We start from the raw sequence: 18,541 nt of genomic DNA, 5'->3' as shown, positions 1-18,541 counted from the left end.
CGAATGGAACTAAACGGATTGCGTGTTTCACGTGAAACACAAGAACGGCTGCAACACTTTGCAACGCTGTTTCAGAAATGGGCCAAAGCAATTAATCTGGTGGCCCCGTCGACACTCGATGATCTATGGCACCGGCATATCGCTGATAGCAGCCAGGTCTTTCAAATTCATCCTCAGCCGACTACCTGGGTGGACCTCGGCAGTGGGGGCGGCTTTCCCGGCGTTATTACGGCGATTTTTCTGGCCGAGCTGCAAGGTGGTTGGGTCCATCTGGTCGAAAGCAACCATAAAAAGGCAGCATTCCTGCGGACAGCGCTGCGAGAGACAAATGCGCGCGGCAGTGTTCATAGCATTCGAATCGAAGATGCCTATGCGGAGATAGGCGAATGTGGTGCGATTTCAGCGCGTGCCCTGGCGGATCTTGATGGGCTCATCGGATATTCATCCCCCTGGATGCTTGGTAAGGAAAATTGTCGCGGCTTTTTTCACAAAGGCCGGGATTACCTGAGGGAAGTCAACAAAGCACGTGGTCGGTGGGAATTCGATCTGTTAGAACATAAGAGCGCCGTCGAGCAGGAATCTGTTATTTTGGAAGTATCAAATCTCCGGCGCTTGGTTTAACAGATCGGATATTGCGGCAATGGCTGGCGAACGACATCGGATTATCACCATCGCAAATCAGAAGGGTGGCGTTGGCAAGACGACCACAGCAATCAATCTTGCAACGGCCCTTGCTGCTATCGGCGAGCGCGTCTTGATCGTCGATCTCGACCCGCAGGGCAATGCCAGCACCGGCCTCGGTATCGATCGTCGTGATCGCAAGCTTTCCTCCTACGATCTGATGGTTGGTGATCGTGGGATCCCCGAAGTGACTCTCGAAACGGCGGTTCCTAATCTGTTTATCGTCCCGTCGACGATGGACTTGCTCGGCATCGAGATGGAAATCTCGCAGCAGAGCGATCGGGTGTTCAAATTACGGAAAGCGCTGTCTTCGCCGGAAGCAATGGCGTTTTCTTATATTCTTCTGGATTGCCCACCGTCGTTCAATCTGCTGACGATGAATGCCATGGCGGCAGCGCATTCGGTCTTGGTGCCACTGCAATGCGAATTCTTTGCGCTGGAGGGATTGAGCCAGCTGCTTGAGACCGTCAGCCAGGTTCGGCGGACGGTTAACCCGCGTCTAGATATTCAGGGTATCGTCTTGACGATGTTCGATGCGCGCAACAATCTTGCCCAGCAGGTGGTCAATGACGTGCGTACTCATCTCGGGGACAAGGTTTACCACACGTTAATTCCGCGCAACGTCCGGGTTTCCGAGGCTCCGTCCTACGGTAAGCCGGCTATTCTCTATGACTTGAAGTGCGCGGGCAGTCAGGCCTATCTGCAGCTGGCCTCCGAGGTCATCCAGCGAGAACGCCAAAGACTGGCCGCGTGATATCATATTAGGGGTGTAGGTGAGTGTAGATCATGAATGACGATGTATCAAAGCGGCGATTGGGCCGCGGCCTTGCGGCGCTGATTGGTGAAATGGATCAGCCTGTCCCGGTGGAAGCCGAGCGGGCTATCAGCGCCGACAGAATGATCCCGATTGAGTTCGTCAGCCGTAACCCCCGCAATCCCCGTCGGTTCTTCGATGACTCGGAGCTGCACGATCTCGCAAGCTCCATTCGTCAACATGGTATCGTTCAGCCGATTGTTGTGCGGACGATGTCGCGGGATCGATATGAGATCATCGCCGGCGAACGACGCTGGCGCGCAGCTCAGCTTGCCGGGCTGATCGAGATTCCCGTCATTATCCGTGATGTGGATGATAAGACGGCGCTGGAAATCGCCATCGTCGAAAACGTGCAGCGCGCGGATCTCAATGCCCTCGAAGAGGCCTTGGGTTATGAGCAGCTTATCGCGGAATACGGCTACACCCAGAACGACCTCGGCGAAATTATCGGTAAAAGCCGCAGCCATGTTGCCAACTCGTTGCGCCTGTTGAAATTGCCTGATCCGGTTCGCGATCTGCTTGCCGCCGGCAGCCTATCGGCCGGGCACGCGCGCGCATTGGTTTCGACATCCGATCCGGCAGGTCTTGCCCGTACGATCGTTGCCAAGGGCATGTCGGTGCGCGACGCGGAAAAGCTGGCGCAAAACAATATCAAGGCCCAATCGGAACCACAGCAGGCGGTCTTGCGGCGAGATCAGAAGGATTCCGACACGCTGGCGCTGGAACGGACACTTTCCGATGCACTCGGCCTTGATGTTGCGATCAATCACAAGGTTAGTGGCGGCCAGATCAAAATTTCCTATAAGTCACTGGAGCAGCTCGAGGAGATCTGCCGCTTGCTCGAGAGGCGCTAGCGCCATGCGTCCTTTTGGACGCACAAAGGACGCTCTAATTCTTTCATTCCCCGCATCGGGCTTTTCGAAAACCGATTCCGACATTCAGGCCATCCGCTAGTCAGGCGGATTTCCGGCCGGATTGAAGGGTGGTGGACAGAAGCGTTTGCATCGCAACGCTGTCTTCCAGCATCTGTCGCCGTCGGCTTTGCAGGATAGCGGCCTGCAGCCGATTGGATTCACGGGCGATGCTTTCGGCGGTCCACTGGCGCAGTGCCTGTTCGATGATCGGCTTGCGGCGGAAATGCAGATGCCGCCCCATTGTCTGCATGATTTGAGGCGATTGCAGCCGTTTTTCATCCATTTCGGCGCGCATCGTATCCAGAAGCTGGAATTGCTTCAGGCATGCCTGCAGCACGAGAAAGATCGCTGTTTTCGAGCTGCTGATTTTTTGCATGGCGTGCAGAAAAGCATTGAGATCGCCGCTGAGGATGGCGTCGACGGCGTCGTCAACTGAGATGGCGCTGGCGTCGCCGATTATTTCGGTAACGTGATGTTCTTCGACCGTATCGAAGCCGCGGCAGTAAAGAGCAAGCTTGCGCACCTCGTTTCGGGAAGCGATCCGATCGCCGCCGATCAATGCGATCAGCGCCTGGCGCGCGGCCGGCGTAATGCCGAGCTTTTCTGCACCGAGCTCCGTATCGATCAAGGCATTCAGGGCGCGGCTGTCATCGGCGTAGGAGGGGATCGTCATGACGGATCGGGCGGCTTCCGCGGTCTTGCGTAGCAGGGAACCCTTCTTGAGGTCACCGGCCTCGACGATCAGATAGGCGGCTTCGAGTGGTTTTTCGGCCAGCAACGCCAGGGAATCGACGAGATATTTCTCGTTGGCGGCACCGCGGATCCAGATCAGTTTTTCGCCGCCGAACAGCCCGATCGACTGGACCTCATCGACCAACCGACCGGGGTCTTTCTGCAGGTCGCCGATATCGAGTTTCGTCAGCGAAAAGGGATCATCGAGAGCGACACCGCTCTTGCCGGCGAGCAGGCTTGCCCGTTCGGAAACAAGACCGCGATCCGGTCCGTAGATGACGTAAATCCGATAGTTCCGTGCCGATTTCTGCAGGAATGTCTCGAATTCGTGGGATTTTATCTCTGCCACGTCTCGGCCCTCAGCGGCTGAGGGCAGCGGCGATATCGGCTCCCACAAATTCCGCCACCTGATCCGCCGCGCGGTTCTCGGCGTCACGGATCGCCCGCTGCTTGGCGAATTCCTGTTCGGAAAAATCCACCAGCGCCGTGGTGGCGCGGCTGCCGGCCTTGATGATGTGATCGTCGGTCGCCGAACGTAGCGTGTAGGTGACGCTGACGGTCACACGACCGGCGCGGGAGGTATCCGAGGAATCTGTCAGGAGCGTATCGGCAACAGACGTGGTAGCGCGAATCTCAACCTGATATTGCGGGTTTACCGCTTCACCGGCACCGCGCGACGCAAGGAAGATCAGGCGATTGCGCACCTGCTGCTCGACGCGGCTGCTTGCTGGGGAAAAGCCGACCGAGGAAAGCTTTTCGACGACACCGGAACTTTCGGAGTAAAGCGGTCGGACCTGGCAGGCGGAGAGAAAGGCCGCCGAGGCAAGGATCATGGCGATGCCGGCATTGCGGGCCAGCTTGCAAGCGATATCAAACGACAATGTTTACAATCCTTTGGGGAACCACGATGATCTTCTTCGGTGCCTGTCCGTTCAGCGCGTTCTTCACCGCATCCAGATCCAGCACGGCGTCGGTGACGGCATTCTGATCTGCATCGCGAGAAATTGTCAATTCAGCGCGCTTCTTGCCGTTGATCTGTACCGGCAGGACGACATCGTTTTCGATGACGAGTGTTTCGTCGTACCGCGGCCAGTTTGTCCGGGCAAGCAGGCCTTCATTGCCGAGCGCGGCCCAGCATTCCTCAGCCAGATGCGGCGTCATCGGAGAGACGAGCTGAATCAGGATCTCGGCGGCATCGCGCACCGCCGCGCGATAGGTGGCATCACCCTCGCCTGCCGCAACCCTCGTCATCGGTGCGGCCAGCGCGTTGACGAGTTCGTAAATCCGGGCAACGGCCTTGTTGAACCAGAGCTTGTCATAGTCGTTCTCGACAACCTTCAGCGTTTTGTGGGCGGCCTGCGAGATCGACAACGCTTCCCCATCGGTTGCCGGCGCAGGTGCAACGGCGGAGAGCGCGTCCGCTGCTTCGGAGATCAAGCGCCACAGACGTTGGGTGAAACGATGGGCGCCTTCGACGCCTGCCTCGGACCAGATGACATCACGCTCGGGTGGAGAGTCGGACAGAACGAAGAAACGGGCGGTATCGGCGCCGTAGGAGGCGATGATATCGTCGGGATCGACGACGTTCTTTTTCGATTTCGACATCTTCTCGATCGAGCCGATCGCGACTTCCTCGCCCGACGTCAGCAGGAAAGCCCGGCGTTTGCCGTCGAGTTCGTCGATGCGGATATCGGCCGGTGCCACCCATTCGCGGCTGGCGCCGGCGCCGCGGCTATAGGTTTCGTGGACCACCATGCCCTGGGTGAAGAGACCCTTGAAGGGTTCGGTGGCGGCGACGTGACCGGTCTCGCGCATGGCGCGGGTGAAGAAGCGGGAATAGAGCAAGTGCAGGATCGCGTGCTCGATGCCGCCAATATACTGGTCGACCGGCAGCCAGCGGTTTGCCGCCTCCGGATCGGTCGGCTTTTCTTCCCAGGGCGCGGTGAAGCGGGTGAAATACCAGCTCGAATCGACGAAAGTGTCCATCGTATCCGTCTCGCGGCGGGCATCCTTGCCGCAGTTCGGGCAGGAGACATGGCGCCAGGTCGGATGACGGTCGAGCGGATTGCCCGGCTGGTCGAAGGTGACGTCGTCGGGCAGCTTGACCGGCAGGTCCGCCTTCGGCACCGGCACGACACCGCAATCATCGCAATGGATTACCGGGATCGGGCAGCCCCAATAACGCTGGCGGGAAATGCCCCAGTCGCGCAGACGGAAATTGATCTTGCGCTCGCCCTGCGGCGCATTGCCGAGCGAAGCGGCCGACAGCCGGTCGGCAACGATATTGAAGGCGTCCTCGGTCGTCTTGCCGTCGAGGAAGCGCGAATTGATCATCACGCCATCGCCGTCATAAGCCGTGTCGCCGACGGAGAAGCTTGACGCATCGCCATCCCGCGGCATGACGACGGCCACGACCGGCAGGCCATATTTGCGTGCAAAATCAAGGTCGCGCTGGTCGCCCGAGGGGCAGCCGAAGATCGCGCCCGTGCCATAATCCATCAAGACGAAATTGGCGATGTAGACCGGCAGCTCCCAGGAAGGATCGAGCGGGTGCCTGACGCGGATACCGGTATCCATGCCCTTCTTTTCGGCGGTCTCGAGCGCTGCGAGCGAGGTGCCGGCGCGGCGGCACTCCTCGCAGAAGGCTTCGATATCAGGGTTCTTCGCGGCGGCATCCTTCGCCAGCGGATGATCGGCGGAGATCGCCAGGAAGGAGGCGCCGAAGAGCGTGTCCGGCCGGGTGGTATAGACCGTCACTTCGCTCTCGCCGGCAGGTGCCGTTTCCGGCACGATCTCCCAGCGGATCGTCAGGCCTTCCGAACGGCCGATCCAGTTCTTCTGCATCAGACGCACTTTTTCCGGCCACTGGTCGAGCGTATCCAGCGCGTCCAGCAGATCCTGGCTGAAGTCGGTGATCTTGAAGAACCATTGTGTCAGTTCGCGCTGTTCGACCAGCGCACCGGAACGCCAGCCGCGGCCATCGATGACCTGTTCGTTGGCGAGCACGGTGTTGTCGACAGGATCCCAGTTGACCTTCGACTGCTTGCGATAGACCAGGCCCTTGTCCAGAAAATCCAGGAAGAGATGCTGCTGGTGCTGGTAATATTCGACGTCGCAGGTGGCGAATTCGCGGCTCCAGTCCAGCGAAAGACCCATGGCCTTCAGCTGCGCCTTCATCGAGCCGATATTCTGGTAGGTCCAGGAGGCGGGATGCACGCCGCGCTCCATGGCGGCATTCTCCGCCGGCATGCCGAAGGCGTCCCAGCCCATCGGATGCAGCACGTTGTAACCGCGGGCGCGCTTGTAGCGGGCGACGACATCGCCCATGGCGTAGTTGCGGACATGACCCATGTGGATGCGCCCCGACGGATAGGGGAACATTTCGAGGACGTAATATTTTTCGCGCGGATCGGCATTGTCGGTCTCGAAGACCTTGTCTTCATTCCATTTCTGCTGCCAGCGGGGCTCGGCATCGCGCGGATTATAACGTTCGGTGGCCATGGGATTCGTATTTCCGGAAAATCAGGGGAGGTTGGTCGAGACCTTCACCATGAAACCACCGTAGCGTCAAGTTTTGCAGGCGCTGCAAGCGTCCGATCTTGATCGTGACCAAGTGATTTCGCCAAGGCGGGACTTGGCAAGCACAGATTGGCTGGTTAGTTCATTGCCGATCCTTTCATGCTGGTATGCCGAGGCAGATTGATGGAACTTCAAGAGCGCTTGAACGATGTGCGGTCGCGGATTGCGGCCGGGGAACGCGAAGCAGGTCGTCCGGCGGGTTCCGTTCAGCTCGTCGCGGTGTCGAAGACCTTCGAGGCGGACGCGATCCGCCCGGCCATCGAAGCCGGGCAGCGTGTCTTCGGCGAGAACCGGGTGCAGGAAAGCCAGGGCAAGTGGCCGGCGCTGAAGGCTGAGCATCAGAATATCGAGCTGCATCTGATCGGACCGCTGCAATCGAACAAGGCGGCGGATGCTGTGGCGCTTTTCGACGTCATCGAGACAGTGGACCGGGAAAAGATCGCCCGCGCGCTTGCCGAGGAGATGAAGCGGCAAGGCAAGGCGCTGCGGCTCTATGTCCAGGTCAATACCGGGCTCGAACCGCAGAAGGCCGGCATCGCTCCTGACGACACGCCGGCCTTTGTCGACCTTTGCCGCGACGAACTCGGCCTTTCGATCGAAGGTTTGATGTGCATTCCGCCGGCCGAGGAAAATCCCGGACCGCATTTCGCCCTGCTGGCAAAGCTCGCGCTCAAATGCGGCGTCGGAAAACTGTCTATGGGCATGTCCGGCGACTACGAGACGGCGATCGCATTCGGAGCCACCAGTGTCCGGGTCGGATCGGCGATTTTCGGTACGCGCTGAGACGCTGCTTTGGTCGGGCTTCCTGTTCCCCTTAATGCCGCCTAGATTAGGTTTGCATGTCCTGGGGGAGGAGCACAGATGCGGAGCGGCTATCATCAGGCCTATGCGGCCTGGAAACGCGATCCCGAAGCCTTCTGGCGCGAAGCCGCCGCTGACATCGACTGGTTCAAGCCAGCGGAGCGGGTGTTCTCGTCAAATGACGGCGTGTATGGCCGCTGGTTTTCAGGCGCGGAAACCAATACATGCCACAATTGCCTGGACCGACACGTCGCTGCCGGCCGCGGCGGCGAGACAGCGATCATCTTCGACAGCGCAATGAACGGCGAGAAGCGCCGTTTCACCTATGATGAGGTGCTTCGTGAGGTGATGGCTATCGCAGCAGCGTTGGTCGAGCGCCGCATCGGTAAAGGCGATCGCGTCATCCTTTATATGCCGATGGTGCCGCAGGCGGTCTTTTCGATGCTCGCCTGCGCCCGCATCGGTGCGGTTCACTCCGTTGTTTTCGGCGGGTTTGCCGCCAGCGAACTTGCGGCGCGCATCGACGATTGCGGTGCGAAGCTGGTGATCAGCGCGAGCTGCGGGCTCGAGCCAGGCCGTATTGTCGCCTATAAGCCGCTGGTCGATCAGGCGATCGAGATCGCGCGTTCGAAGCCGGAGTGCTGTCTGGTGCTGCAGCGGCCGGAGCTTCGGGCAGATCTCGTCAGCGGTCGAGATCACGATTTCGAGGCGGCGGTGGCGCAGCATCGTGGCGATGAGATCGCCTGTGTCTCCGTCAAGGCGACCGATCCGCTCTACATCCTCTATACCTCGGGCACGACGGGCCAACCGAAGGGTGTCGTGCGCGACAATGGCGGCCATATGGTCGCGCTCAACTGGTCGATGCGGAATATCTACGGCTTGAAGCCGGGCGAGGTCTTCTGGACGGCATCGGATATCGGCTGGGTCGTCGGGCATTCCTATATCGTCTATGCCCCGCTGCTATCAGGCGTAACCACTTTGATCTTCGAGGGAAAACCGGTCGGCACTCCGGATGCCGGCACATTCTGGCGCATCGTTTCAGAATATCAGGTGCGGGTGCTGTTCACGGCGCCGACGGCATTTCGCGCCATCCGGCGGGAGGACGGTGATGGTGAACTGATGCGCCAATATCCCATGCCGGACTTGCGCGCACTGTTTCTTGCTGGCGAGAGGGCGGATCCGGAGACGTTGAAATGGGCCGAGCGCATGCTTGGCATACCCGTCATCGATCATTGGTGGCAGACAGAGACCGGCTGGCCGATCGCCGCAAATCCGCTCGGTCTCGGCGCCCTTCCCGTCAAGCACGGGTCGCCAGCGCTGCCGATGCCCGGCTACGATATCGCGGTGCTCGACGATGCCGGGCATCCGATCGAGGCGGGAACGCTCGGCAATATCGTCGTGAAGCTGCCCCTGCCGCCCGGCTGCCTGCCGACCCTCTGGAACGCCGACGAGCGTTTTCGCTCGGCCTATCTCGATGAGTTTCCCGGCTATTACAAGACGGCCGATGCCGGCTATGTCGATGAGGACGGCTATCTCTTCATCATGTCGCGCACCGACGACATCATCAATTGCGCCGGTCATCGGCTCTCGACGGGGGCGATGGAGGAGGTCTGTGCGCGTCATCCAGATGTCGCCGAATGCGCGGTCATTGGTGTGATCGATGCGCTGAAGGGTCAGGCGCCCTGCGGTTTCCTGGTGCTGAAACGACATGTTTGCCGTGACGCGACGGCGATCGAATCAGAGGTCGTGGCGATGATTCGTGATTCGATCGGGCCTGTCGCCGCCTTCAAGACGGCCATCACCGTTAACCGGTTGCCGAAGACGCGCTCCGGCAAAATCCTGCGCGGCACGATGCAGAAGATCGCCGACGGCATACCCTGGAAAATGCCTGCAACTATCGATGATCCAACGATTTTGGAGGAAATTGCCGAGGCGCTGCGCGGACGCGGTTTAGGCTCCTTGCCGATGTGAATTAAACTTTCGGTAAGCCTAATTGAGGAATTGTTAACCATGTTGATGCAAGCATTTGTTAACGGCAATGGCTTGCATAGCAGGCTTTGCATGACGCGGTCGCCGTTACCGGCTTAGTCCGGATTGCCCCTTTCTCAACGATTGTGGAACTGATCATGACAAGCATCCTCACCAACAACGCTGCCATGGCAGCGCTGCAGACTTTGCGCGGCGTAAACGATAGCCTCAAGGACACCCAGGGTCGCGTTTCATCGGGTTATCGTGTCGAGAAGGCGGCTGACAATGCCGCTTACTGGTCGATTGCTACGACCATGCGTTCTGACAACAAGGCGCTTTCGGCCGTCTCCGACGCGCTCGGGCTTGGCGCGGCCAAGGTCGATACCGCCTATTCGGCCATGGATAGCGCTCTCGATGTCGTCAGCGAAATCAAGGCCAAGATCGTTGCCGCCACGGAAAAGGGCGTCGACAAGACGAAGATCCAGCAGGAGCTCGACCAGTTTCAGGAGCAGCTGCTCAGCATCGCTCAATCGGCGTCCTTCTCCGGCGAAAACTGGGTTGCCGGCGCCTCCGGCACGAAGAGCGTCGTTTCGTCTTTCGTGCGCGACGGCAGCAATGCCGTCTCCGTCAAGATGACGGACTACGTGCTCGATTCGGGCACGCTTGGAAACGTGCTTTTCGGCATGACGAGCACCGGTGCGATCGAGACGTCCAGCGGTATCATCGGCACGGCCTTCAACGGAACCTATGGGGGCACGGTAATCGTCATGGCGTCAATATATGATCTCGACATCACCGGTTTCACCCAGGGTCAGCTTGACGCAGCCCTGACCGGTATCGAACTGGTTCTCGGCGCTATGACCGCTGCCGGCTCGGCTCTCGGGTCAATCTCGACCCGTATCCAGCTACAGGAAACGTTCGTCAGCGGCCTTCACGATTCGATCGACTCCGGCGTCGGTCGCCTGGTCGATGCCGATATGGAAGAGGAATCGAGCAAGCTCTCGGCTTTGCAGACGCAGCAGCAGCTCGCCATCCAGTCGCTCTCGATCGCCAATACCTCGGCGCAGAACATCCTCACTCTGTTCCGCAGCTAAAGCGCGTCGCGATCTTTCAGATTCGCTCTTCGCGCTTTAAGTCTTTGTTTTTCGCATGTCGTTATCGCAAAACCGCTGCACACTTTTGCGCGACATGCTTTGAAACAGGCCATCCGCAATAAAAAACCCCGCCGGTCAGCTCATATCGGCGGGGTTTTTCATGAGATGAGCTGATATCTCAGTACTGATCGTCGTCCTCGTCCTTCGGCGCCGAGCGCAGCGAGCTCAGCTTGCGGAAGACGGCGTCGGCGTCGATTTCCTTTTCCTTTTCCTCCTCGCGCTCGTAGCTCGGGGTCAGGCGCTCGGTGTCCTGGGCCGATTGCAGCGTCGCGCCAAGCTCGGCAGCGGTCGGCAGCGGACGGCCCTTGGAGGCCTTTTCCACTTCCATGTCGAGATCGATCTGGCTGCAGAGGCCGAGCGTGACCGGATCCATCGGCGCCAGGTTGGCGGAGTTCCAGTGGGTGCGCTCGCGGATCTGCTCGATCGTCGATTTCGTCGTGCCGACGAGGCGGGAAATCTGCGCGTCCTTCAGCTCCGGATGGTTGCGAACCAGCCAGAGAATGGCGTTCGGGCGGTCCTGACGCTTGGAAACCGGCGTATAACGCGGACCGCGGCGCTTGGATTCCGGCACCCGCACCTTCGGTTCGGAAAGCTTCAGCTTGTGGTTCGGATTGGCCTCGGCGCGGGCAATCTCGTCGCGGGAAAGCTGTCCTGTCGAGATCGGGTCGAGGCCCTTGATGCCCTGCGCCGCTTCGCCGTCGGCGATCGCCTTGACTTCGAGCGGATGCAGTTTGCAGAACTGCGCGATCTGATCGAAAGACAGTGCCGTATTGTCGACGAGCCAAATGGCTGTCGCCTTCGGCATGAGCAGTGTTTGAGCCATGGATATAGTCCTTCTATCGTCCGCGCCGGTCGCGGTCCGTGGATTGTCACCACAATGTCCGGGAAATATGGCGCTATATAACCGCACTGTCGCAGAATTGCAATTCTTCCGAAATGAAATGACCTTTGTCTAATTGCCGTGGCGATGCGAACTGCTATGAATTGCCGTGATTTCAAGTCCGGGCCCTGCATAGCTCACCTGGCCCGTCGCATGTCCCATGAGGAGGAGTTGCATGTCGGAGAAGATCTATCCGGTCACGAAGCCGGTGAAGGCGCGCGCCCTGATCGATAAGGAAAAGTACCTGAAATGGTACGAGGAAAGCGTCGAAAACCCGGACAAGTTCTGGGGCAAGCACGGCAAGCGGATCGACTGGTTCAAGCCCTATACCAAGGTCAAGAACACTTCCTTTACCGGTAAGGTTTCGATCAAGTGGTTCGAGGACGGTCAGACAAACGTCTCCTACAACTGCATCGATCGTCATCTGAAAACGAATGGCGACCAGGTGGCGATCATCTGGGAGGGCGACAACCCCTATATCGATAAGAAGGTCACCTATAACGAGCTCTACGAGCATGTCTGCCGGATGGCGAACGTGTTGAAGAAGCACGGCGTCAAGAAGGGCGATCGCGTCACCATCTATATGCCGATGATCCCGGAAGCGGCCTATGCGATGCTCGCCTGCGCCCGCATCGGCGCGGTGCATTCGGTCGTCTTCGGCGGTTTCTCGCCCGAGGCGCTGGCCGGGCGCATCGTCGACTGCGAATCCACCTTCGTCATCACCTGCGACGAAGGCCTGCGCGGCGGCAAGCCGGTGCCGCTGAAGGACAATACCGATACGGCGATCCATATCGCCGCCCGCCAGCATGTGATCGTCGACAAGGTTCTGGTCGTTCGCCGCACCGGCGGCAAGACCGGCTGGGCGCCGGGCCGCGATCTCTGGCATCATCAGGAGATAGCCACCGTGAAGGCGGAATGCCCACCGGTGAAGATGAAGGCGGAAGATCCGCTCTTCATTCTTTATACGTCCGGCTCGACCGGAAAGCCGAAGGGCGTGCTGCACACGACGGGGGGTTATCTCGTCTATGCAGCGATGACGCATGAATATGTCTTCGATTATCACCATGGCGACGTCTACTGGTGTACGGCCGATGTCGGCTGGGTGACCGGCCACTCCTATATCGTCTATGGGCCGCTTGCGAACTGCGCGACGACGCTGATGTTCGAGGGCGTGCCCAATTTCCCGGACCAGGGCCGCTTCTGGGAAGTCATCGACAAGCACAGGGTCAACATCTTCTATACGGCGCCGACGGCGATCCGCTCGCTGATGGGTGCCGGCGACGACTTCGTCACGCGCTCCTCGCGCTCTTCGCTGCGGCTGCTCGGCACGGTTGGCGAGCCGATCAATCCCGAGGCCTGGGAGTGGTATTACAATGTCGTCGGCGACAAGCGCTGCCCTGTCATCGATACGTGGTGGCAGACGGAAACTGGCGGTCACATGATCACGCCGCTGCCCGGCGCCACCGATCTGAAGCCCGGTTCAGCGACGACCCCGTTCTTCGGTATCAAGCCGCAGATTGTTGATAATGAGGGCAAGGTGCTGGAAGGCGCGGCCGACGGCAATCTCTGCATCACCGACAGCTGGCCGGGTCAGATGCGCACGGTCTATGGCGATCACGAGCGCTTCATTCAGACCTATTTCTCCACCTACAAGGGCAAGTATTTCACCGGCGACGGCTGCCGGCGCGACTCCGACGGTTACTACTGGATCACCGGCCGCGTCGACGACGTGCTGAACGTCTCCGGCCACCGGCTCGGCACGGCGGAGGTGGAATCCGCGCTCGTCTCGCATAATCTGGTTTCGGAAGCCGCGGTTGTCGGTTATCCGCATCCGATCAAGGGCCAGGGCATTTATTGCTACGTGACGCTGATGTCCGGTCACGAGGGATCGGATGCGCTTCGCCAGGAACTGGTGAAACATGTGCGGGCCGAAATCGGCCCGATCGCCGCGCCCGACAAGATCCAGTTTGCGCCCGGCCTGCCGAAGACGCGCTCCGGCAAGATCATGCGCCGCATCCTGCGCAAGATCGCCGAAGACGATTTCGGTGCTCTCGGCGACACGTCGACGCTTGCCGATCCGGCCGTGGTCGACGATCTGATCGCCAACCGGCAAAACAAGGCGACCGCCTGATACGTCGAGCCGCTCCGGCCGCCCCATTTAGGGCTTCCGGGAGGCTCTTTTGCTTCCGCGTATTCGATGCTTGCTTTGCCGCATCCATTCACAGGCGAAGCCTGAAAGATTGCCGGCGAGGTCACGCCCGCTAGATGCGACTGAAATACCTTCGGCCCAAAATTGCCATTAGCCGGATTCTGAGTTCCATTCTGCTGCGGCCGGAGAAGCCAACAGCAAATATTGGCTCAGAAATCGATCGTCCTGCCATTGATTTCGTAGTCGCCGAAACGCGCCGGCTCGGCTCCGCCGCGACCGCCAATCTCCGGCGGCAGCTCCAGCGGCTTCTGGTTCTTTCGCCGCTCCTCGGCTTCGGCAAGGGCGCGCCGGGCAGCTGGGGACAGCATCTTGCGCGGCAGCTCCGATCCCTCGGCCGTCGGCGTTTCGCTATTGTCGTTATCGGCGTCCTGCATGGCCGTCTCCTGCCGGAAATATTGAAAATGGCTGGTGAATAACCAAATCATAATGCGCCGGTGCCGGGATTGAAAGCTTGAGACGCCGAAATCTGAGATGGAGATCCGCCATGAACCTCGTTCGCACTGCCATGTTGCTCGCCTTCATGACGGCGCTTTTCATGTTTGTCGGCTTCCTGATCGGCGGTCGGGCCGGCATGATGATCGCATTCGTCCTTGCTGCCGGCATGAATTTCTTCTCCTACTGGAATTCCGACCGCATGGTGCTTTCGGCCTATCGCGCGCAGGAAGTCGACGAGCGCAACGCGCCGGAATTCTTCCGGATCGTGCGCGATCTCGCCCGCAATGCCGGCCTGCCGATGCCGAAGGTTTATCTTTACGATAGCCCGCAGCCGAATGCCTTTGCCACTGGCCGCAATCCCGACAATGCCGCCGTCGCCGCCTCGACCGGCCTGCTGAGCGCCTTGTCTGCCGAGGAGGTCGCAGGCGTGATGGCGCATGAACTGGCCCACATTCAGAACCGCGACACGCTGACGATGACGATCACGGCAACGCTTGCCGGCGCGATCTCCATGCTCGGCAACTTCGCCTTCTTCTTCGGCGGCAACCGTGAGAACAACAGCAATCCCCTCGGCTTCGTCGGCGTCATCGTCGCGATGATCGTGGCGCCGCTCGCGGCCATGCTGGTGCAGATGGCGATCAGCCGCACGCGCGAATATTCGGCCGACCGCCGCGGCGCCGAGATCTGCGGCAATCCGCTCTGGCTCGCTTCGGCGCTCGGCAAGATCGCCCGCGGTGCTGCCCACGTGCCGAACGAGGATGCCGAGCGCAACCCGGCGACGGCGCATATGTTCATCATCAATCCGCTCTCCGGCGAGCGCATGGACAATCTGTTTTCCACGCATCCGAACACGGAAAACCGGATTGCCGCGCTGCAGGACATGGCGCAAAGCGGCATGAATGTCTCGACGTCGCCGGCTCGTGCTGCTAATCCGTCGCGCAAATCGCGCTCTGTTCCGGATACGGGTCTTGGTCGCGGTGGTTCGCAACCGCCAAAAGGTCCGTGGTCTTGAATTCAGACGGCACGAAGAAGCCATTCCGCAAGCATAAGCCCTCCACCGAGCGATCTGCTCCGGCAAAGCCTGGCTTGCAGGCCCGCGCCGCGGCGGCAAAAATTCTTGCTGCCGTCGTCGACCGCAAGCTGCCGCTCGACGGCGCTCTCGATCATGAACACGGCAATCCGGCCTATAGAGCGCTCGGCGAAAGCGACCGGGCGCTCGTCCGCGCCATCCTGAACACGACCCTGCGCCACCTGCCGCGCATCGATGCCGCGATTGCCGGGCTGCTGGATTCGCCGCTGCCGGAGGGCGCAAGGGCGCTGCATCACGTGCTCGCAATCGGGGCGGCACAGATCCTCTATCTCGACGTGCCGGATCATTCGGCCGTCGATCTCGCCGTCGAGCAGGCCAATCAGGATCCGCGCAATCGTCGTTTTGCCAAGCTGGTCAATGCCATTCTCCGCCGGCTCGGCCGCGAGAAGGAGCAGGTGCTCGCCGAGATCGGCAAGGTCGCGCCGATGCCGGCCTGGTTCATTGCCAGACTGGAAAAGGCCTATGGCCGGGACGCGGCGCTGGCGATTTCGGAATCCCAGCTCGAACCGGCGGCAATCGATCTGACCGTCAAGTCCGACCCCGAAGGCTGGGCGAAGCGGCTTACCGGCGTCGTCCTGCCCACGGGCGGCATTCGTCTCGCCGCCTTCGATGGCGGCATCCCCTCGCTCGAAGGCTTCGACGAGGGCGCGTGGTGGGTGCAGGATGCGGCGGCAAGCATACCGGCGAAGCTTTTCGGCGATCTCTCGGGCAAACGCACCGCTGATCTCTGTGCTGCGCCCGGCGGCAAGACGGCGCAGCTCATCCTTGCCGGCGGCGCAGTCACCGCGCTCGACCAGTCGGAAAGCCGGCTGAGACGGTTGCGCTCGAATCTCGACCGGCTCGGCCTCAAGGCGGAGACGATTGCGGCAGATCTGACGACATTCGAACCGACGGAGCGTTTCGATGCGATCCTGCTCGATGCCCCTTGCTCTTCCACCGGCACGACACGCCGGCACCCTGACGTGTTGTGGACCAAGGGACCTGAGGATATCGCCAGGCTGGCGGCGCTGCAGGAACGGCTGCTGCGTCATGCGCTGACATTTCTGAAGCCGGGCGGCACGCTGGTTTTTTCGAATTGTTCGCTCGATCCTGTCGAGGGCGAGGACGTCGTCGCCCGTGTTCTTTCCGATACGGATGCGGTCGAGCGCGTTCCGATCGGCGCCGGTGACTGGCCGGGCCTCGAGACGGCGATCACGCCGCTCGGCGAATTTCGCACGCTTCCCACCATGCTGAAGATGCCTGACGGCATCGGCTCCGGCCTCGACGGCTTCTATGCGGCTGTGCTGCGGCGCGTGGCCTGATTTGCGAGGCGTGAGCGTTCGCGGCGATGTAGCCTATGCGAGGTGCCGCATAGCCTCGTGTCACGCATGCCGTTCTCTCCCAAACCGCCGGCATGATTTCGGGTGAAACGCGTTAATTTGCGTATATTCGAACCTTGTCACGAATTAATTCATTGCGGACGATGAAATCGGCCGCTTTTCACCTATTCTTAACCACGAGGGTCAATAGACAATAGAATATGCAGTCCGGTCGGCGTTTTGCGAGCATGTATGTTCGGGAGGCTTGGCGGCGCGCCTTGCGCCGCGTCGCGTTGCTGCGCCTGAAGCTCTTTCGTCATTCGATCAAGGTGCCGGAGCGTCTGATCGTCGCGCCGACCGATCTGCGCAGCATCGATCCGCACGTGGCCGACGAGATCCTAAACGGACGTTTTCTCCTGGCCGGGCGCATGCTGGAAACGAACGGGAAGTCGCCCTTCACCTTCACCCTGCCATCGCGACCCTTCGCGACCCGTCTTCACAGCTTCGGCTGGCTGCGGCATATGCGGGCGAACAAGACGGAGCGTAGTTCGGCTGCCGCCCGTGCGATCGTCGACAGCTGGCTTTCCATCCATGCCGGTCGTATGGAAGGGATTGCCTGGGAGACCGACGTCACCGCCCAGCGCGTTATCGCCTGGCTGTCGCATTCGCCGGTGGTGCTGCAGAATGCCGACCGCAGCTTTTATCGCCGCTTCATGAAGTCGCTGGCGTTCCAAGTGAGGTTCCTGCACCGGATGGCGCCGTTCACCCTCGGCGGCCTGGAGCTGTTTCGGCTGCGTATCGCGCTCGCCATGGCTTCCGTGGCCATGCCGGCGCGCGCCTCTACGCTCAGAAGGGCGGCGCAGGCGCTCGACCGCGAATTCGATAGCCAGATTCTGCCGGATGGCGGCCATGTGTCGCGCAATCCGCGCGTCGGGCTGGAATTGCTGCTCGATCTGCTGCCGCTCCGGCAGACCTATGTCAATCTCGGCCATGACCTGCCACAGAAGCTGATCTCCGGCATAGACCGCATCTATCCGGCATTGCGGTTCTTTCGCCATCAGGACGGAGACCTGGCGCTCTTCAACGGGGCGACCTCCACGCTCGCAAACGAGCTGATGTCCGTGCTGCGTTATGACGAAACCGCCGGTCAGCCGTTCAAGGCTTTGCCGCATTCGCGCTATCAGCGGCTTTCCGGGGGAAAGACGGTGATCATTGCCGATACCGGCACGCCGCCTTCAGGAGGCGCGCTTCGCACCGTGCATGCCGGCAGCCTCTCCTTCGAGATGTCGTCCGGCCGTCATCGCTTCATCGTCAATTCGGGTTCGCCGAAATTTGCTGGGCACCGTTATGTCCAGATGGCGCGCACGACGGCGGCGCATTCGACAGTTATCCTCAACGACACCTCGTCCAGCCGTTTTTCGCCCTCGCCCTTCCTTAACCACGCAATCAGCGAACCGGTGAGGACAATCACCGTCGAGCGTGCCGAAACCGAAGATGGACGCGACGGCATAAAGCTCAGCCATGACGGTTACCTCAGGGTGTTCGGGGTGCTGCACGAACGTGAGCTGACACTCAATGCCGCAGGTTCGATCGTGACCGGCCGCGACCGGCTCGTTCTCCGCGAAGGATATGAGAGTGACGAGCCGCTGAAGGCCGTCGCCCGTTTTCATATCCATCCATCGATCGTCCTACATCAGAGTGACGGTGAGTCAGTGCTGCTGACGGCGCCGGACGGCGAAAGCTGGCTGTTTTCCGCACCCGGCAATGAGGTGTTGATCGCCGAGGACATCTTCTTTGCCGACAGCTCCGGCATTTGCGGCTCGGACCAGATCGAGATCGATTTCGATCTTGCCGAGAAGACCGAAATCCGCTGGTTTTTGTCCCGCAAAGGCTAGAAGCGGATGATTTTAGGCCGAGTGGCCAAAATCGGGATCGCATCCACAGCAAGGAAGTAAAGTACGATGCCGTCCAAAAATGGCTCGTGCT

15 protein-coding genes are annotated in these 18,541 nt (G+C 60.3%); 10 read left to right on the top strand and 5 right to left on the bottom strand.

Features of this window, described 5'->3' with window-relative positions:
- The first annotated feature begins 3 nt into the window (after nucleotides 1-3).
- Genes rsmG through B5P46_RS31595 form a run of 3 tightly spaced genes read left to right on the top strand, consistent with a single transcriptional unit; the run spans nucleotide 4 to nucleotide 2,349 of the window.
- On the top strand, nucleotides 4-621 hold the full coding sequence (gene rsmG, locus B5P46_RS31605) for a 16S rRNA (guanine(527)-N(7))-methyltransferase RsmG (RefSeq protein WP_129422152.1): 618 nt from the start codon (nucleotides 4-6) through the stop codon (nucleotides 619-621).
- Nucleotides 622-640: 19 nt separating this feature from the next.
- Complete coding sequence (locus B5P46_RS31600) at nucleotides 641-1,435, top strand: ParA family protein (protein ID WP_011654065.1); 795 nt, start codon at nucleotides 641-643, stop codon at nucleotides 1,433-1,435.
- A 32-nt stretch (nucleotides 1,436-1,467) separates the two neighbouring features.
- Nucleotides 1,468-2,349: a ParB/RepB/Spo0J family partition protein gene (locus B5P46_RS31595; RefSeq protein ID WP_129422151.1), complete on the top strand. Its 882-nt coding sequence runs from the start codon at nucleotides 1,468-1,470 to the stop codon at nucleotides 2,347-2,349.
- Between the two features lie 100 nt (nucleotides 2,350-2,449).
- Here the strand turns inward: B5P46_RS31595 and holA are convergent, their stop codons facing one another.
- From holA to leuS, 3 genes are read right to left on the bottom strand one after another with little or no spacing between them, the layout of a single operon-like run.
- Entirely contained in the window at nucleotides 2,450-3,490 is a 1,041-nt protein-coding gene (gene holA / locus B5P46_RS31590; protein WP_129422150.1) for a DNA polymerase III subunit delta, read from the bottom strand.
- 10 nt (nucleotides 3,491-3,500) lie between these two features.
- A complete protein-coding gene (lptE, locus tag B5P46_RS31585; protein WP_129422149.1) occupies nucleotides 3,501-4,022 on the bottom strand; it encodes an LPS assembly lipoprotein LptE in 522 nt (173 codons plus the stop codon).
- The gene (gene leuS, locus B5P46_RS31580) at nucleotides 4,012-6,642 is read right to left on the bottom strand and encodes a leucine--tRNA ligase (RefSeq protein WP_129422148.1); all 2,631 of its coding nucleotides are present in this window, start codon (nucleotides 6,640-6,642) and stop codon (nucleotides 4,012-4,014) included. The genes lptE and leuS overlap by 11 nt, the downstream gene beginning before the upstream one ends.
- Nucleotides 6,643-6,843: 201 nt before the next feature.
- Between leuS and B5P46_RS31575 the strand changes: the two genes are divergently transcribed.
- The 3 genes from B5P46_RS31575 (at nucleotide 6,844) to B5P46_RS31565 (ending at nucleotide 10,583) form a co-directional block, all read left to right on the top strand.
- Nucleotides 6,844-7,503, top strand: coding sequence for a YggS family pyridoxal phosphate-dependent enzyme (locus B5P46_RS31575; RefSeq protein WP_129422147.1), 660 nt, complete (start codon nucleotides 6,844-6,846; stop codon nucleotides 7,501-7,503).
- Between the two features lie 78 nt (nucleotides 7,504-7,581).
- Nucleotides 7,582-9,492, top strand: a complete 1,911-nt coding sequence (locus B5P46_RS31570; RefSeq protein WP_129422146.1) for a propionyl-CoA synthetase — start codon at nucleotides 7,582-7,584, stop codon at nucleotides 9,490-9,492.
- Between the two features lie 155 nt (nucleotides 9,493-9,647).
- The gene (locus B5P46_RS31565) at nucleotides 9,648-10,583 is read left to right on the top strand and encodes a flagellin (RefSeq protein ID WP_129422145.1); all 936 of its coding nucleotides are present in this window, start codon (nucleotides 9,648-9,650) and stop codon (nucleotides 10,581-10,583) included.
- Between the two features lie 178 nt (nucleotides 10,584-10,761).
- On the opposite strand, the gene B5P46_RS31560 is transcribed toward B5P46_RS31565, so the two are convergent.
- Complete coding sequence (locus B5P46_RS31560; protein WP_032984599.1) at nucleotides 10,762-11,466, bottom strand: DUF1013 domain-containing protein; 705 nt, start codon at nucleotides 11,464-11,466, stop codon at nucleotides 10,762-10,764.
- A 232-nt stretch (nucleotides 11,467-11,698) separates the two neighbouring features.
- On the opposite strand from B5P46_RS31560, the gene acs reads away from it, so the two are divergent.
- Nucleotides 11,699-13,654, top strand: coding sequence for an acetate--CoA ligase (acs, locus tag B5P46_RS31555; protein ID WP_129422144.1), 1,956 nt, complete (start codon nucleotides 11,699-11,701; stop codon nucleotides 13,652-13,654).
- Between the two features lie 227 nt (nucleotides 13,655-13,881).
- On the opposite strand, the gene B5P46_RS31550 is transcribed toward acs, so the two are convergent.
- Nucleotides 13,882-14,106 (bottom strand): DUF1674 domain-containing protein, encoded by a 225-nt coding sequence (locus B5P46_RS31550; protein WP_129422143.1) that lies wholly within the window; start codon nucleotides 14,104-14,106, stop codon nucleotides 13,882-13,884.
- Between the two features lie 110 nt (nucleotides 14,107-14,216).
- Here B5P46_RS31550 and htpX point away from each other — a divergent pair, with 110 nt between their 5' ends.
- The 3 genes from htpX to B5P46_RS31535 all read left to right on the top strand — a co-directional run bounded on the left by htpX (nucleotide 14,217) and on the right by B5P46_RS31535 (nucleotide 18,450).
- Nucleotides 14,217-15,179 carry a zinc metalloprotease HtpX gene (htpX, locus tag B5P46_RS31545; protein WP_129422142.1) on the top strand — a complete coding sequence of 321 codons (963 nt, stop codon included), beginning with the start codon at nucleotides 14,217-14,219 and terminating at the stop codon, nucleotides 15,177-15,179.
- Nucleotides 15,170-16,558 (top strand): RsmB/NOP family class I SAM-dependent RNA methyltransferase, encoded by a 1,389-nt coding sequence (locus tag B5P46_RS31540; RefSeq protein WP_129422141.1) that lies wholly within the window; start codon nucleotides 15,170-15,172, stop codon nucleotides 16,556-16,558. The genes htpX and B5P46_RS31540 overlap by 10 nt, the downstream gene beginning before the upstream one ends.
- Before the next feature lie 218 nt (nucleotides 16,559-16,776).
- Entirely contained in the window at nucleotides 16,777-18,450 is a 1,674-nt protein-coding gene (locus B5P46_RS31535) for a heparinase II/III family protein (RefSeq protein ID WP_129422140.1), read from the top strand.
- The last annotated feature ends 91 nt before the right edge of the window (nucleotides 18,451-18,541 follow it).

This window comes from Rhizobium leguminosarum, from assembly GCF_004123835.1.
GTDB classification, from domain to species: Bacteria; Pseudomonadota; Alphaproteobacteria; order Rhizobiales; family Rhizobiaceae; genus Rhizobium; species Rhizobium leguminosarum_M.
The sequence above is the reverse complement of the archived record's forward strand: the minus strand, read 5'-3'. Positions and strand labels throughout refer to the sequence as shown.